The following is a 14,266-nucleotide window of genomic DNA, read 5'->3' on the forward strand; positions in this document are numbered from 1 at the left end:
TGGTCTGGCTAGGAACGGGCCGTCATGACCGCCTCTGCCTCCGCCCCGTCCGCCGACCGCTACGTCTCCACCCGAGGCGACACGACCCCGACCGATTTCACCGGCGCCCTGCTGCGCGGCATGGCCCCCGACGGCGGCCTCTACATGCCCGCCGCCTGGCCCATCCTGCCCGCCGACGTCGCCTGCCCGGGCCGCGGCTATGCGGAGATCGCGACCGATGTGCTGACGCCCTATCTGGGCGACGCCCTGCCCGAGGGCGCCCTGCAAAGGTCGCTGGCCAAGCTGGTCGCCGGCTTCGACGATCCGGCCGTCACCCCCCTCGTCCAGCTCTCGGACGATCTGTGGATGCTGGAGCTGTGGCACGGCCCCACGGCGGCCTTCAAGGATCTGGCCATGCAGCTGGCCGCCGCCCTGTCGGAGGAGGCCCTGGCCGTCTCGGGCGAACGGCTGACCCTGGTCACGGCCACCAGCGGCGACACCGGCGCCGCCGCCGTCAACGCCTTTGCGAACAAGGCCAGTATCCGGCTGATCGTCCTGCACCCGCTGGACCGCGTGTCGCCCGTCCAGCGCAAGCAGATGACGACCGTCCCCGCCGACAATGTCCTGAACCTGGCGGTCGAGGGCGACTTCGACGACTGCCAGCGGCTGGTGAAGGGTCTGCTGGCCGAGGAGAGCCTGCGCGACGGCGCCCGGTTCAGCTCGGTCAATTCGATCAACTGGGCGCGGCTGGCGGGCCAGATCCCCTACTATGTCTCCGCAGCCATGCAGCTGCGGGCGGCGGGCGAGGGACGGGCGCCGCACTTCGTCGTCCCCACCGGCAATTTCGGCGACGCCTTCGCCGGCATCGCCGCGCAGAAGACCGGCCTGCCGGTGGCCGGCTTCACCGCCGCCGTCAACCGCAACGACGCCCTGGCCCGCGCCATCAATGACGGCCTCTACGAACGCCGTGCCGCCGTCGAGACGGCCAGCGTCTCCATGGATGTCCAGGCCCCGTCCAACTTCGAGCGGCTCATCTACGAAGCCTCAGACCGTGACGCCGGGGCCACCCGCGCCCTGTTCGAGACCTTCGCCGCCGACGGCCGGGTCGAGATCACGGCCCCCATCCTCTCCGCCGTCCGCGCCCAGGTCGCCGCCGTCTCGGTCGATGAGGACACCACCCGCGCCGAGATCGCCCATGCGTATCAAGCGTATGGCCGCGTCGTCTGCCCCCACACCGCCGTGGCGCTGTCGGCCGCGCGCCGCCTCGAAGGCAAGGGAGCCCCCGTCGTCGCCCTGTCCACCGCCCATGCGGCCAAGTTCGGCGGCGACGTCTCCTCGGTTCTCGGTTTCGATCCGGAGCCCTGCCCCGTCATCCGCGATCTGGGCGATCGGCCGGAAAGGCTGACTGTGGTCGAGGGCACGCCCGACGCGGTGCTGGCGACGGTGAAGGGGTTCATGGCAGCGTAGACGCCCCAGAAACCCGTCACCCTCGGGCTTGACCCGAGGGCCGGACTGTCAGCCCGATGTGCGCATGAGCAGACGCCCGTTCATCGCCACCTACCCCACTTGTTCATCAGGCGCCGTGCGGTACGGCGCCCGATCCTCGGGTTTAGCCCGAGGATGACGGGGGCGGATGATGTGGCGAGATTCCTGAAAGCTCCGCCACCCCGAGGATTGAACCCTAAACCGCCTCCGCCACCCGCCAGTAGTCCATCCGGCGATAGAAGGCCGCCGGGTCCTTGGGCGTCACCAGATTGGCTGGATCGTGGAAGATGCGGTCGTGCAGCCGGGTCAGGGTGAACCTCAGACAGGCCGCCTCGCCCAGCAGGGGCAAGGCTTCGGCCTCGGCCGCCGTCAACGGCCGAACCCCTTCATAGCCGCGCCGGAAGGCCTCGACCGCGCCCGGAATACGCCGCCCCTCTCCGTCGAACCCCCAGGCCGTCAGGGCGATCGCCAGATCATAGGCGAAGGGCCCGTCGCAGCCGAAATAGAAGTCGATCACCCCCGACAACCGCCCTTCGTGGAACAGGACATTGTCGGGGAAGTAGTCGGCGTGGATCGCGCCGGAAGGCAGATCGTCCGCGAAGGGATCGCCGATCCGGTCCAGGGCCGAGCGGCACCCCGCGACCAGGGCCCGGTCCTCGGTCGAACGCGCGCCCGAGGCCGAGCGCTCCAGCAGCACCCGCCATTGGGCCGGCCCGACCGGATTGACACGCCGCCCCGCGAAATCCGCAGCCTTCCGGTGAAATCCGGCCAGCGCCGCGCCGGCCTGGACCAGTTCCCCGGCCGAGGGCGAGCGCAGCCAGGCGCCCGTCAGCCATTCGACGATGGCGGCGGGTCGGCCGTTCAGTTCGCCGATCCAGTCGCCCGCCCGGCTCCGCAGCGGCCGGGCCGAGGGAAACCCTGCCGCCCCGAGATGATCCGTCAGCCCCAGACAAAAGGGCAGGCTCGCCGCATCCGTCCGCCCCTCGAACAGGGTCAGGACGAACCGGCCAGAGGTCGTCTCCAGCCGATAGTTGGTGTTCTCCACCCCCTCGGCGATGGCGTGCAAACCCGTGACCTCGCCGAGGTCGTAACCCCCGACGAAGTCCCGCGCGTCCTGTTCCGATACCGGCGTGAAAACCGCCATGTGCCCGCTCTCGTCCCGCCCCTCCGCTCAGTGATAGCCCAGGGCGGCGTGGCGCGCGCGGATGATGTCGGCGACGTCGGCCAGAACGCTCTCCGTCGTCGGCCAGCGCCCGGCGCCCCGGCCCTTGCACGACCAGACCCGGCCGTCCTCGCCGTAGACCTTCAACGCATTGCGCTCGCCCTTGAGGGCGCTGAACAAGGGGTCTTCCAGATTCCGGTCCAGCTTGACCGAGGCGCGCAGCACTCCGTCCTCCAGACGGCAGGCGCCGATCTGGCGCACCGGCCCCTCGGCCGCGAAGTCCGACGCCAGCACATCGCACGGCAGGTCGTCGCCGGGCGTCTCGCCGAAAGCCTCGAAGGCCAGCAGCCTGACCTTGGCGGCCGAGTCGCGGCCCTCCAGATCCGACGAAGGGTCCTCCTCGGCGAAGCCGGCGATCCGGGCGTCGGACAGGGCGTCGGCGAAATCGGCGCCCTGATCCAGCCGGTCCAGCATGAAGTTGACCGTGCCGTTCAGCACCGCCTCGAACCCGGCCACCGGCCCGGCCGCCCGCGCCGCGCGCAGGGTCTCGATCATGGGCGAGCCGCCGCCCACCGCCGCCGAATAGGCCAGGCGCGCGCCGTTCTGTTCAGCCAGCTTCTGCAGCCCGCCGGGGTCGCGGCTGATGGCCTGCTTGTTGGCGCTGGCCACGTCGATGCCGCGCTCCAGCGCCGCCCGGATCAGGTCATGTCCGGCGCCGCCCTCTGACAGGGCCTCGACCAGCAGGTCCGGCTTCAGATCCAGAAGGGCCTCGCGGTCGGCGGTGAAGAGTTCGGCCGGGGCGTCCACATCACGCGCCTTCTTTGGATCGCGGACCAGAACCCCCACTACCTCATAGCGGCTGTCGGGCAGCAGTCGGGCCAGCAGGCCGCCGCCGACCACGCCGCATCCGGCCACGGCCACTCGCACCGGGGCGTCGGGGATCGACCGTCCCGGAGGCGCCGAGTGGTTCCCCACCACCGTGCAGTCCGCACGTCCAAGGGCGGCCACCTCGATCTCCACCCCCCGGCTTTCTGCCAGTTCGATGGCGTCATGCTGGACCAGGGCCCCGCCGTGGCGACGGGCGTCGTCCCAGCTGGCCTGCCGATAGCGCAGCGGACGCCCGGAGTTCGACGCCGGATCGCGGTCGTAAAGCCCGTCCACGTCCTTCACCAGCCGGACCCGCTTCAGCCCCAGCTCCGCCGCCAGGAAGACCGCCGTCAGGTCCGATCCGCCGCGCCCCAGAAGGGCGACCTTCTCGTCGGGCCTCACCGCCCCGAAGCCCGGAACCACCACCACCTGATGCTCGGCCAGGGCCTGGCGCAGCAGGTCGCCCTTCAGCCCGACGGGTCGGGCGTGTTCCAGCGGCCCCTCGGCTACCACGCCGAGCTCGCGCACCGACAGGGACTTGGCGTCCAGGCCGATCCGATCGCAGGCGATAGCGGTCAGGGCCGCCGCCCGCTCCTCGCCCAGGACCACATAGTCGGGCAACAGGTCGTTGTCGTGATCCAGCCCCAGTTCGCGCGCCTCGGCCAGCAGGTGATCGGTCTGACCCGCCAGGGCCGAGACCACCGCCACCACCTTCCGGCCGGCCCGGACATGGCCATAGACCTCAGAGGCCACGGCGGGCGCCTGGGCGGCGGTGCGCAGGATCGACGAACCGAACTTCAGCACCACCACGTCAGCGGCGGGAGCGGGCTGGGCGGACACGCTCGGTTTGAGCGGTTCGACGAGGGCGAGGGCGGCGGCGGAGTGGGGCATGAGAGGTCTCTGAAATCTGGAAGCGGTGTGTGGGGGAAGGTCGGGAGAGAGGATGTGAGGCAAGAAAAAACCCGCCCGGTGGGTCCGGGCGGGTCTGGGTTCGGGCTTGTCGTGTTCGACGCGCGCTAACCTGTTCCCGCCCGAGTGGGGCCGGTCATGGTCGTACCGCCGGTGGTGGTGAGCGCAGGCGAAACCGTCCGCGCCATTCCGGCGGCGGTGGTAATCGAAACGGCGATGAGGCCGGGGCGCGACAAGGGCGTGATCCTGCGAAAAACTTGAGCCTCAGGGTGACGGCGGCGGATCAAAGCGTCAACCCCATCATGCAAGTTTTTTGCGCGTTATGGCATTTCAACGAGTATAGGGCCGCACAAGCCCTCAGCCTTCGTCGCCATCGACGCCAGATTTTTCCGCTTGACGCGCGACGACGATTCCACCATCCCTAAAGGCACTCATCAAGACCGGCTGAGGGATAGGCCCTTTGACGCCGGGGCAACCATCGGGTTCCGCCCGAACGGTGCCAACTCCTGCGAGGACCCTTTCAAGGGTTCGCGAGAGATGGGTGGAGCGTCGGTCTACGGCGGCGTCTCCACGGTCTGTCACGCATGAGCCTTGGTGGGCGGGATATGCGGACGACCCTGATGGCTTTCGACACCGAAACCACCCTCGAACCCCTCTGTCGCGACGCCGAAGCGCCGGCCGTCGATCACGCCGTGCTCGAAGCCCTGCGCGCCGACACGGCCGCCGATATTGTCACGCCCATTCCCGCCGACTTCCGCCTCCAGTCCGGCGAACGCCTGGGCCAGGCCTCGGTCGTGGCCCGCCTGCATGGCCGGGCCGGCGCGCCCCTGGTCGTCGTCGCCGGCGGCATCTCCTCGGGCCGCTTCGTGCACCGGACCGAGACCAACGGCCTGGGCTGGTGGTCGGGCGCCGTGTCGGTCGGCGGCCCGGTCGATCTGCGCCGCTGCCAGGTCCTGGCCTTCGACTACGCCCCGGAGGCCATCGAGGGTCAGCCGGCCGTCACCATCACCACTCACGATCAGGCCCGGCTTCTGACCGTGGTGCTGGATCACCTCGGCGCCGAAACCGTATCGGCCTTCGTCGGCTGCTCCTACGGCGGCATGATCGGCCTGGCCTTCGCCGAGCTTTATCCCGAGCGCCTGAAGAAGCTGGTCGTCGTCTCCGCCGCCCACCGCACCCATCCCCTGGCCACCGCCTGGCGCGGCATCCAGCGTCGCATCCTGAAGCTGGCGACCGAGGCCGGTCGGCCCGAGGACGGCGTCGCCCTGGCCCGCGAACTGGCCATGACCACCTATCGCACGCCCGAGGAGTTCGGCGAGCGGTTCGACGATTCCGTCGCCGATGCGGCCGGCGGCCTCTACCCGGTCTGCGACTATCTGACGGCGCGGGGCGACGCCTACCGCACCCACACGACGCCCGCCCGGTGGCTGTCGCTGTCGGATTCGATCGACCGCCACCGGGTCACGCCCGAGGCCATCACCGTCCCCACCACCCTGATCGGCTTCACCTCCGACCGGCTGGTGCCGATCGACGACATCCGCGAACTGGCCGCCCGCCTGCCCACCCTGTTCCGACTGGTCGAGGCCCCGTCCCTGTACGGCCACGACGCCTTTCTCAAGGAGGACGCCTTCGTCGGCAACATCCTCCGCTCCGCCCTCAAGGAAATCGACCAATGACTCGTCCGCAAGATGTCCGCACCCTCTGCGCCCGTTCCGGCGTCGATCAGGACACGGCGCACGGCGCGGTCATGCCGCCCCTCTATCTGTCGTCCAACTACTCCTTCGCCGGCTTCGAGCAGAAGCGGAAGTATGACTACAGCCGCTCGGGCAACCCGACCCGTGACGTCCTGGCCGAGACCCTGGCTCAGCTGGAGGGCGGCGCCGGCTGCGTCGTCACCGCCACCGGCATGGCCGCGGTGGACCTGCCGCTCAGCCTGCTGTCGCCCGGCGACCTGCTGATCGCCCCGCACGACTGTTATGGCGGCACCCACCGCCTGCTCTGCGCCCGGGCGAAGAAGGGTCATTTCGAGGTCGCCTTCGTCGATCAGGGTGACCCCCCCGCGCTCGAGGCCGCCCTGGCCCTCAACCCCAAACTGGTGCTGGTCGAGACCCCGTCCAACCCCCTGCTGCGCGTGGTGGACGTGGCCGACATCTGCACCCGCGCCCACCGGGTCGGAGCCAAGGTCGTCGCCGACAACACCTTCCTGTCGCCGGCCCTGCAGCGGCCGATCGAGCTGGGCGCCGACTTCGTCGTCCACTCCACGACCAAATACATCAACGGCCACTCCGACGTGGTCGGCGGCGCTGTGGTCTCGGCCGATGCGGCGGACCATGCCGAGGTCGCCTGGTGGGCCAACTGCCTGGGCGTCACAGGCTCGCCGTTCGACGCCTATCTGACCCTGCGCGGCCTGCGCACCCTGTTCGCCCGCATCGAGCATCAGCAAGCCACCGCCGGCGCCGTCGCCGAGATCCTGGCCGCCCACCCGGCGGTCAAGGCGGTTCACTATCCGGGCCTCGCCTCCCACTCCGGCCACGCCCTGGCCGCGCGCCAGCAAAAGGGTCCGGGCGCCATGCTCAGCTTCGAGCTGAAGGGCGGGACCGAGGCCGTCCGCACCCTGATCGAGGAACTGGAGGTCTTCACCCTGGCCGAGTCGCTCGGCGGCGTCGAAAGCCTGATCGCCCACCCGGCCACCATGACCCATGCGGCCATGACGCCCGAGGCGCGCGTCACCGCCGGCATCACCGAGGGCCTGCTGCGCCTCTCGGTCGGGCTGGAGCATCAGGACGACGTCATCGCCGACCTGACCCGCGCCCTCGACGCCCTGGTCTCCTCCGAGGTCGAGGCCGAGGCGGCCTGATCCATTTCGACGCCGGGGTCACGGACTCCGGCGTCGCCCCCCATGCATGTCGGCGCTGCAACACTCCGGGCGGTGAACGGACCCTGCGATGAACCTCGACTGCCGCCGGTCCTCAGACTGGGCTCAGCGTCCACCCGCTAGTTTGGCGTCATGGCTCAAATCGAAAAGGAGATCGCCATGACCCGCAAGTCCATCGCCGTCGCTCTGGCGGCCCTGACCGCCGCCTCCGCCCTGGGGACCGCTTCGGCCGCCTCGGCCCAATCGCGCGGTCCGCACGACCGGCCGCACGCCGGCCAGCCGCAACGGGCAGCCCCTCCCGCGCCCAGTCGTCACGTCCAGGTCCGCCCGGCGCCGCCCCGCGCCCAGCCAGCCCCGGCCTATGGTCGCTGGCAGCAGGCCCAGCGTCGCTATTCGGCGCCCCGCTACGTCGCTCCGCGCGGCTATCAGGCCCGCGCCTGGTCCTATGGCCAGCGGATGCCGGCCCAGTATCGCTCACGGACCTATGTGGTGTCCGACTACGGCCGCTACGGCCTTCGGGCTCCGCCGCTTGGATATGAATATATCCGCTCGGGCAATGACGTGGTCCTGACCGCCGTCGCCACCGGCCTGATCACGGCCGTCATCGCCGGTCTGTTCAACTAGGCCTGTGTCCGAAACCAAGCGGGCCCGCCTTCACTGACGTGAGGGCGGGCCCTGTCGGAAAGATGCACCCCGGCTCTTCAACGGGTCACGACGACGCCCCCACGTCATCCCCCACCCTTCGCAAACCGTAGAGGCCTTCAGGCGGTCGCGGTCGGATCGCTCCGGCCGCACCCCCTGACGGCGAACCGTCGGGCGTCATCGGGGCGTATGTGAACCCCGGTTTGTTACCGGTGTCGAGGGGTCATGTAACAAAATGACCCACTTTTCGTACCATCCCCCAAAACCGGTCAGGGAGTGCGGCGCGACGGTCACGAACCAGGCCCCTGTCCGAAGGGGACAACCTTGTTCAGGCCGTCATGGCCGATGTCGGCAGCGCCCAGATAGGGGATGCCCGAACGGGCGCACCAGTATCGGACGATCTCCTCGGGCGTCAGGCCGAAGTCGGGGTCGTTGACGGTCACATCCGACACCCGCCCCAGACGGATGCCCGCGACCTTCCGGATCGAGGCCTGACCGGTCAGGTGGAACATCATCCGGTCGACGCGATACAGGGCCTCGGACACCTCCTCGATCATCAGCACATGGTCGGTCAGGTCCGGTTCCAGCGCCGTCCCGACCAGCTGGTCGATGATGGTCAGGTTGAAGGCGACGGCGGGCTTTCTGTCGATCGCCAGCGACGGCTCGATCCAGGCGGTCCGCCCCGTGGTCAGCCAGGCCAGCGCCCCCTGGGCCGTCTCGTCATGCCGCACTGAATCCGAGGCCATCGGCCCGTGCGCCAGATGCCTGAACCCGGCCCTGTACATTCCGGCCAGCAGGCTGCCCGCGTCGGAATAGCCCATGAAGCGCTTCTTGCGGGCCACCTCGTTCAGACGCGGGATCACCGCCTCGGCGATGCGGCACGATCCGTAGCCGCCCCGCGCGAACCAGATGGCGTCGATGCGCGGATCGTTGGCGTATTCGATGAAGGCCTCGGCCCGCGCCCGGTCGTCCCCGGCGAAATGGCCGTGCTTAAGGAAACAGGCCGGATGAAACACCACCGACACCGACCCGTCCGGATAGTGTTCGGCGAACCAGTCGTTGACGGCGTCGGCCCGCTCACGCGCGAAGCGCGAACTGGCGCAGACCACGCCGATCTTGAAGCTGTTGGCGATCACTTCGGGGCCTTCGTTGGGTCATCGCCATGCCGCCGGGGTTTCCGCGACAGCAGCCACAAAACCACACACAAGACTATGTTGCCCCATGACATATAGCTCCGGCCGTTTTCGCTGAACCAGCCGCCTACATAAGGGAGTGCGACGAAATAGTTCGTCACGCAGGCCAACATGAAGACCAGCCAAAGAAAAAATATGACCATATAGATGGCGACCAGCCGGGGCTTGGGGGCGACCGGCCTCGAGCCTTCTTCCGAAGGCACTTTCTCGCCAAACAGAATATCAAGCAGGCGCGCGCCTACTGACTTGGATTTCGGAGCTTCCATGCGTCCCGCCTCGTCTGACGCCAGACCGTAGAATGTGGGAGACGCTCGGGAAAGCCGATTGTCGAAGCCGGCCGGGGTTTCGCTTTTCCTTGTGCCTCCGGGCAGTTACTCAGCCGGAATGAAAAGCGACGCCTCCTATTTCTTCTGCGGCATCGGCGGGTCGGGGATGCTGCCCCTGGCCCTGATCGTCCAGTCGCGCGGCCACGCCATTCAGGGCTCCGACCGGTCGCGGGATCAGGGCCGGACGCCGGAGAAGTTCGCCTGGCTGGCCGACCATGGCGTCGGCCTGTTCCCCCAGGACGGATCGGGCGTCACCTCGCCGGATCAGGTGGTGATCGCCTCCGGCGCCATCGAGGACACGGTGCCCGACATCGCGGCGGCCAAACGGGTCGGCGCGACGATCAAGACCCGGCCCCAACTTCTGAGCGAACTGTTCAACGCGGCCCCGACCTCGGTGGGCGTGGCCGGCACATCGGGCAAATCGACCATCACCGGTATGATGCCTGGATCCTGCATCGGGCCGGTCGCGACCCCACCGTCATGAACGGCGCCGTGATGAAGAATTTCACCGACGCCGACCACCCCTACGCCAGCGCCCTGATCGGCGGACCCGAGGCCTTCGTCGCCGAGGTGGATGAATCCGACGGCTCAATCGCCCGCTATGACGCGACGGTCGCGGTCGTCTCCAACATCTCGCTCGATCACAAGTCGATGGAGGAGCTGCGCGACCTGTTCGGCGGCTTCGTCACGCGCGCTGGAAGAGCCGTCCTCAACCTCGACAATCCCGAGACCCAGGTGCTCGCTCAGATGCTCGCGGCCGCCGGGCGCGCGGCCGATGTCGTCACCTTCTCCCTAGGCGACGCACAGGCCGACCTCTCGGCCGACGACCTCGTCCCCTTGCCGACCGGCATGACCTTCCGGCTGAGCGAGCGCGGCGGCGCGGATCTGGCCGTCACCCTCAACGTCCCCGGCGCCCACAATGTCGCCAACGCCCTCGCCGCCCTCGGCGCCGTGCGCGCGCTGGACATCCCGCTGGATCAGGCCGTCGCGGCTCTGGAGACCTTCGCCGGCATCCGCCGCCGCATGGAGGTGGTCGGGACCACAGGCGGGGTGACGGTCATCGACGACTTCGCCCACAACCCGGACACGATCGCCGCCACGCTCAAGACCCTGCACGTCTTCGACGGTCGGCTGCTGATCCTGTTCCAGCCGCACGGCTTCGGCCCGCTGAAGCTGATGAAGACCGAGTTCATCGAGGGATTCGCGGGCCTGATGCGTCCCGACGACATTCTGATCCTGTCCGAGCCCGTCTATTACGGCGGCACCACGGATCGCAGCGTGGGATCCGAAGACATCGCCTCCGGCGTCCGCGCCCACGGTCGTCAGGCCGAGGCCCTGCCCGACCGCGCCGCCTGCGGCGACCGGCTGATCGAACTGGCCCGCCCCGGCGACCGGATCATCATCATGGGCGCCCGCGACGACACCCTGTCGGAGTTCGCCGCCGATCTGGTGCAGCGGCTGGGTTAGGGCTCAGACATTCCTCCCCCATCGGGGGAGGGGACCGCGTCTTCGCGGTGGAGGGGGCAAACCCTATCACCGTGTCTGGATCGGGCCCCCTCCACCACAGCGCAAGCGCGCTGCGGTCCCCCTCTCCCTGCGCTTTGCTGGAGGAGGAATAAAACCTGCGACGGATTGCACATCGAGCGCTGTTTCTATTGCAACTCGTTCGCATCTTGTGGCACAGCCCCCCTGTGACTGACGCCCCCGCCCGCCCCGTGCCCGAAACGCCCGCCCGCCCGGCCAAGACGCCCGGCGTCAACCGCGCGCGCGCCTTCTGGCTGAAGCAGCTCCACTCCTGGCACTGGATCTCGGCCGGGGTGTCGCTGGCCTCGATGATCCTGTTCGCCATCACCGGGATCACCCTGAACCACGCCGCCCAGATCAAGGCCGACCCGGTCGTGTCCGAACGGACGGCGACCCTGCCCGCCCCCCTGGTCCAGCGCCTGACCGACATGCCGGAGGAGACCACCGAGCCGGTGCCCGACGCCGTCGCCCGCTGGGCGTCGAAAGAGCTGAAGGCCACCATCGCCGGCCGCGCCACCGAGACCACCCCGGACGAGGTCTATGTCGCCCTGCCCCGCCCCGGCGGCGACGGCTGGCTGACCATCGACCGCGCCTCCGGCGACGTCGTCATGGAGGTCACGAACCAGGGCTGGGTCGCCTATGTCAACGACCTGCACAAGGGCCGCAACACCGGCGTGGTCTGGTACTGGTTCATCGACGTCTTCGCCGTGGCCTGCGTCGTCTTCGCCCTGACCGGCCTGGGCCTGCTGTGGCTGCACGGCCGCAGCCGCCCCTCAACCTGGCCCCTGGTCGGGCTGGGCCTGCTGATCCCCGTCATCATCGCCCTGTTGTTCATTCACTGACCGAGTAGAGACCCATGCGCGCCCTCCCCCTCGTCCTGACCACCGCCGCCCTGGCCACCACTGCCCCGAGCCTGGCCCAGGCCGCCGACCTGAACGTCACGGTCGAAATCCCCCGCATCAACTCGGGCTCCTATCACCGTCCCTATGTCGCGGTCTGGATCGAGACCCCGGACCAGACCGCCGTGCGCACCCTGGCCGTCTGGTACCAGCAGACCCGCAACGCGGAGGGCGACGGCAAGGACTGGCTCAAGGACATGCGCACCTGGTGGCGCAAGGGCGGCCGCGCCATGGCCCTGCCCGCCGACGGCGTCTCCGGCGCCACCCGCGCGCCCGGAACCCAGACGATCCGCGTCCCCGGCGCCCGGCTGAATGGCGTCCAGCACGGCCAGTACACCCTGGTCGTCGAGGCCGCGCGTGAACTGGGCGGCCGGGAGGTCGTCCGCGTGCCCTTCCGCTGGGGCGCGCCCAACACCGGCCGGGCGACCGGCTCCACCGAACTCGGCGCCGTCTCCGTCGCCGTCACTCGCTGATTTTCTGACAGGAAGCCTGACATGAAGAAGTCTCTCGCCTTCGCCGCCGTCGCCCTGGCGACCCTGATCGCCCCGATGTCCGCCCATGCCCACCGCCAATGGATCCTGCCCTCCTCCACCGTCCTGTCCGGCAATGACGCCTGGGTCGGGGTCGACGGCGGCATTTCCAACGGCGTCTTCATCGCCGACCACGCCGCCATGCGTCTGGACAACATCCGCGTCACCGCCCCCGATGGGACGACGACGGTCGAGACCGCCAACCCGCTGGTCGGCAAGTACCGCTCGACCTTCGACGTCCACCTGACCCAGCCCGGCACCTACCGGATCGCCAACAACAACATCGGCGTCATGGCCGCCTGGACCCTGAACGGCCAACCCGGCCGCTGGCGGGGTCCGGCCTCGGGCCTGCAGGCCGCCATCCCCGCCGGCGCCGAGAACGTCGTCAGCGCCCCCAGCGCCACCCGTCTGGAGACCTTCGTCACCCTCGGCGACGCCACCACCGAGGTGTTCAAGCCGACGGGCCAGGGCATCGAGTTCGTCCCCGTCACCCACCCGAACGATCTCGTTGAAGGCGAGGCCGCGACCTTCCAGTTCCTGCGCGACGGCAAGCCCTATGCCGACGCCGAGGTGACCCTGGCGCGCGGCGGGACCCGCTACCGCAACAACCCCGAAGAGATCACCACCAAGACCGACGCCGACGGCAAATTCACCGTGACCTGGCCGGCGGCCGGCATGTACTGGGTCAACACCACCTGGCGCGACCCCTCGGCGCCCCAGGGCGGCGGTCGCGGCGGTCCCCCCGTCGCCAGCGCCTCCTATGTCGCGATCCTGGAAGTCCTGCCCTGAACCGCAGGGGATCGAAAGGCGCGCCGCCGCCTGTCGTCATCGGCGCCGATCCCGCATCGGCGCCGTTGGCGGAGCGCATCGAAAATCGCGTCCTCGTCCCCGTCACCAACGCCCCGCCCACGCTTCCGCCCAGCGACGACATCTGGTCCCTCGGCGGCGAGACCATGGGCACCACCTGGTCCGCCCGCGTCATCGCTGCGCCCGGCGCGATCCAGACCGCCTACGCCGATGCGATCCAGGCCGAGCTCGACGCCGTCGTCGCCCTGTTCAGCCCCTGGGTCGCCGACAGCGAGATCAGCCGGTTCAACACCGCCCCGCCGGGTGCGGTCTCCCTGTCCGAGCCCTTCTGGGCCCTGCTGCAGGCGTCGATGGACCTGTCGGACGACACCGACGGCGCCGTCGATCCGACCTTGGGCGCCCTCGTCGATCTCTGGGGCTTCGGCCCGCCCGGTCCGCGCAGCTCCGAACAGCCCCTGCCCTGGCCGAGCGAGATCGAGGAGGCTCTGGCCGTCTCCGGCTGGCGAAGGCTGCGGCTGGACCCCGGAGCCCGCGCCGCGCTCCAGCCCGGCGGCCTGCGTCTGGATTTCTCCGCCATCGCCAAGGGCCATGCGGTGGACCGCATCTCCGAACGCCTGACGGCGCTGGGCGCGACCTCCCACCTGATCGAGGTCGGGGGCGAGTTGCGTGGCGAGGGCGTCAAGCCGGACGGCCAGCCTTGGTGGGTCGAGTTGGAGCAGCCGCCGGCCGGCGAGGCGCGCCGGACCGTGGTCGCCCTGTACGGCCTGTCGGTCGCCACCTCCGGCGATTACCGCCGCTACTTCGGCTATGATGGCCGCCTCTACGCCCACAGCATCGATGGCCGCACCGGCCGTCCGATCGAGAACGGGCTGGCCTCTGTCACCGTCCTGCACCCCTCGGCCATGCAGGCCGACGCCTTCGCCACCGCCCTGACCGTCATGGGCATGGACGAAGGCCTGGCCTTCGCCACGGACATGAAACTGGCCGCCCGATTCATGGCCCACGACCGGGGCGGGCTGGTCGAGGTTCTTTCCCCCGCCTTCCTTGAGATGATGGACGAGGACTGAG

15 protein-coding genes and 1 riboswitch are annotated in these 14,266 nt (G+C 69.5%); of the genes, 11 read left to right on the forward strand and 4 right to left on the reverse strand.

Annotated features, from left to right (window positions below):
* The first annotated feature begins 24 nt into the window (after positions 1–24).
* On the forward strand, positions 25–1,446 hold the full coding sequence (gene thrC / locus ACT6QK_RS04795) for a threonine synthase (protein ID WP_444596671.1): 1,422 nt from the start codon (positions 25–27) through the stop codon (positions 1,444–1,446).
* A 214-nt stretch (positions 1,447–1,660) separates the two neighbouring features.
* Here thrC and thrB read toward each other — a convergent pair whose 3' ends face one another.
* Together thrB and ACT6QK_RS04805 are read right to left on the reverse strand one after the other, a co-directional pair.
* On the reverse strand, positions 1,661–2,608 hold the full coding sequence (gene thrB, locus ACT6QK_RS04800) for a homoserine kinase (protein WP_444596672.1): 948 nt from the start codon (positions 2,606–2,608) through the stop codon (positions 1,661–1,663).
* Between the two features lie 27 nt (positions 2,609–2,635).
* Positions 2,636–4,384 carry an amino acid kinase family protein gene (locus ACT6QK_RS04805; protein ID WP_444596673.1) on the reverse strand — a complete coding sequence of 583 codons (1,749 nt, stop codon included), beginning with the start codon at positions 4,382–4,384 and terminating at the stop codon, positions 2,636–2,638.
* A 156-nt stretch (positions 4,385–4,540) separates the two neighbouring features.
* Here ACT6QK_RS04805 and ACT6QK_RS04810 point away from each other — a divergent pair, with 156 nt between their 5' ends.
* The 4 genes from ACT6QK_RS04810 to ACT6QK_RS04825 all read left to right on the forward strand — a co-directional run bounded on the left by ACT6QK_RS04810 (position 4,541) and on the right by ACT6QK_RS04825 (position 7,901).
* Positions 4,541–4,663, forward strand: a complete 123-nt coding sequence (locus tag ACT6QK_RS04810; protein WP_444596674.1) for a hypothetical protein — start codon at positions 4,541–4,543, stop codon at positions 4,661–4,663.
* A 167-nt stretch (positions 4,664–4,830) separates the two neighbouring features.
* Positions 4,831–4,946, forward strand: a riboswitch (SAM riboswitch).
* A 76-nt stretch (positions 4,947–5,022) separates the two neighbouring features.
* Positions 5,023–6,078, forward strand: a complete 1,056-nt coding sequence (gene metX, locus ACT6QK_RS04815) for a homoserine O-succinyltransferase MetX (protein WP_444596675.1) — start codon at positions 5,023–5,025, stop codon at positions 6,076–6,078.
* A complete protein-coding gene (metB, locus tag ACT6QK_RS04820) occupies positions 6,075–7,259 on the forward strand; it encodes a cystathionine gamma-synthase (RefSeq protein WP_444596676.1) in 1,185 nt (394 codons plus the stop codon). Before metX ends, metB begins: the two co-directional genes overlap by 4 nt.
* A gap of 177 nt (positions 7,260–7,436) precedes the next feature.
* Complete coding sequence (locus ACT6QK_RS04825) at positions 7,437–7,901, forward strand: RcnB family protein (RefSeq protein ID WP_444596677.1); 465 nt, start codon at positions 7,437–7,439, stop codon at positions 7,899–7,901.
* 308 nt (positions 7,902–8,209) lie between these two features.
* Here the strand turns inward: ACT6QK_RS04825 and ACT6QK_RS04830 are convergent, their stop codons facing one another.
* Positions 8,210–9,055 (reverse strand): LD-carboxypeptidase, encoded by an 846-nt coding sequence (locus ACT6QK_RS04830; protein ID WP_444596678.1) that lies wholly within the window; start codon positions 9,053–9,055, stop codon positions 8,210–8,212.
* Entirely contained in the window at positions 9,052–9,378 is a 327-nt protein-coding gene (locus ACT6QK_RS04835; protein WP_444596679.1) for a hypothetical protein, read from the reverse strand. The genes ACT6QK_RS04830 and ACT6QK_RS04835 overlap by 4 nt, the downstream gene beginning before the upstream one ends.
* A gap of 118 nt (positions 9,379–9,496) precedes the next feature.
* Between ACT6QK_RS04835 and ACT6QK_RS04840 the strand changes: the two genes are divergently transcribed.
* The 6 genes from ACT6QK_RS04840 (at position 9,497) to ACT6QK_RS04865 (ending at position 14,265) form a co-directional block, all read left to right on the forward strand.
* On the forward strand, positions 9,497–9,922 hold the full coding sequence (locus ACT6QK_RS04840; protein WP_444596680.1) for a Mur ligase domain-containing protein: 426 nt from the start codon (positions 9,497–9,499) through the stop codon (positions 9,920–9,922).
* A gap of 11 nt (positions 9,923–9,933) precedes the next feature.
* A complete protein-coding gene (locus ACT6QK_RS04845; protein WP_444596681.1) occupies positions 9,934–10,905 on the forward strand; it encodes a glutamate ligase domain-containing protein in 972 nt (323 codons plus the stop codon).
* A 224-nt stretch (positions 10,906–11,129) separates the two neighbouring features.
* A complete protein-coding gene (locus tag ACT6QK_RS04850; RefSeq protein WP_444596682.1) occupies positions 11,130–11,804 on the forward strand; it encodes a PepSY-associated TM helix domain-containing protein in 675 nt (224 codons plus the stop codon).
* A gap of 14 nt (positions 11,805–11,818) precedes the next feature.
* Entirely contained in the window at positions 11,819–12,334 is a 516-nt protein-coding gene (locus ACT6QK_RS04855) for a DUF2271 domain-containing protein (protein ID WP_444596683.1), read from the forward strand.
* Between the two features lie 21 nt (positions 12,335–12,355).
* Positions 12,356–13,180: a DUF4198 domain-containing protein gene (locus tag ACT6QK_RS04860; protein WP_444596684.1), complete on the forward strand. Its 825-nt coding sequence runs from the start codon at positions 12,356–12,358 to the stop codon at positions 13,178–13,180.
* Between the two features lie 65 nt (positions 13,181–13,245).
* Positions 13,246–14,265 (forward strand): FAD:protein FMN transferase, encoded by a 1,020-nt coding sequence (locus ACT6QK_RS04865; protein WP_444596685.1) that lies wholly within the window; start codon positions 13,246–13,248, stop codon positions 14,263–14,265.
* The last annotated feature ends 1 nt before the right edge of the window (position 14,266 follow it).

Origin of the sequence: Brevundimonas sp. (assembly GCF_052436175.1) — a bacterium.
Lineage (GTDB): Bacteria > Pseudomonadota > Alphaproteobacteria > Caulobacterales > Caulobacteraceae > Brevundimonas.

Excerpts from the sequence above, each read along its gene's own strand:
- thrC (WP_444596671.1), top strand. The coding sequence starts at position 25 with ATGACCGCCTCTGCCTCCGCCCCGTCCGCCGACCGCTACGTCTCCACC.
- ACT6QK_RS04825 (WP_444596677.1), top strand. The coding sequence starts at position 7,437 with ATGACCCGCAAGTCCATCGCCGTCGCTCTGGCGGCCCTGACCGCCGCC.
- ACT6QK_RS04805 (WP_444596673.1), bottom strand. The coding sequence starts at position 4,384 with ATGCCCCACTCCGCCGCCGCCCTCGCCCTCGTCGAACCGCTCAAACCG.
- thrB (WP_444596672.1), bottom strand. The coding sequence starts at position 2,608 with ATGGCGGTTTTCACGCCGGTATCGGAACAGGACGCGCGGGACTTCGTC.
- metX (WP_444596675.1), top strand. The coding sequence starts at position 5,023 with ATGGCTTTCGACACCGAAACCACCCTCGAACCCCTCTGTCGCGACGCC.
- ACT6QK_RS04860 (WP_444596684.1), top strand. The coding sequence starts at position 12,356 with ATGAAGAAGTCTCTCGCCTTCGCCGCCGTCGCCCTGGCGACCCTGATC.
- metB (WP_444596676.1), top strand. The coding sequence starts at position 6,075 with ATGACTCGTCCGCAAGATGTCCGCACCCTCTGCGCCCGTTCCGGCGTC.
- ACT6QK_RS04835 (WP_444596679.1), bottom strand. The coding sequence starts at position 9,378 with ATGGAAGCTCCGAAATCCAAGTCAGTAGGCGCGCGCCTGCTTGATATT.
- ACT6QK_RS04845 (WP_444596681.1), top strand. The coding sequence starts at position 9,934 with ATGAAGAATTTCACCGACGCCGACCACCCCTACGCCAGCGCCCTGATC.
- ACT6QK_RS04855 (WP_444596683.1), top strand. The coding sequence starts at position 11,819 with ATGCGCGCCCTCCCCCTCGTCCTGACCACCGCCGCCCTGGCCACCACT.
- ACT6QK_RS04840 (WP_444596680.1), top strand. The coding sequence starts at position 9,497 with ATGAAAAGCGACGCCTCCTATTTCTTCTGCGGCATCGGCGGGTCGGGG.
- ACT6QK_RS04810 (WP_444596674.1), top strand. The coding sequence starts at position 4,541 with ATGGTCGTACCGCCGGTGGTGGTGAGCGCAGGCGAAACCGTCCGCGCC.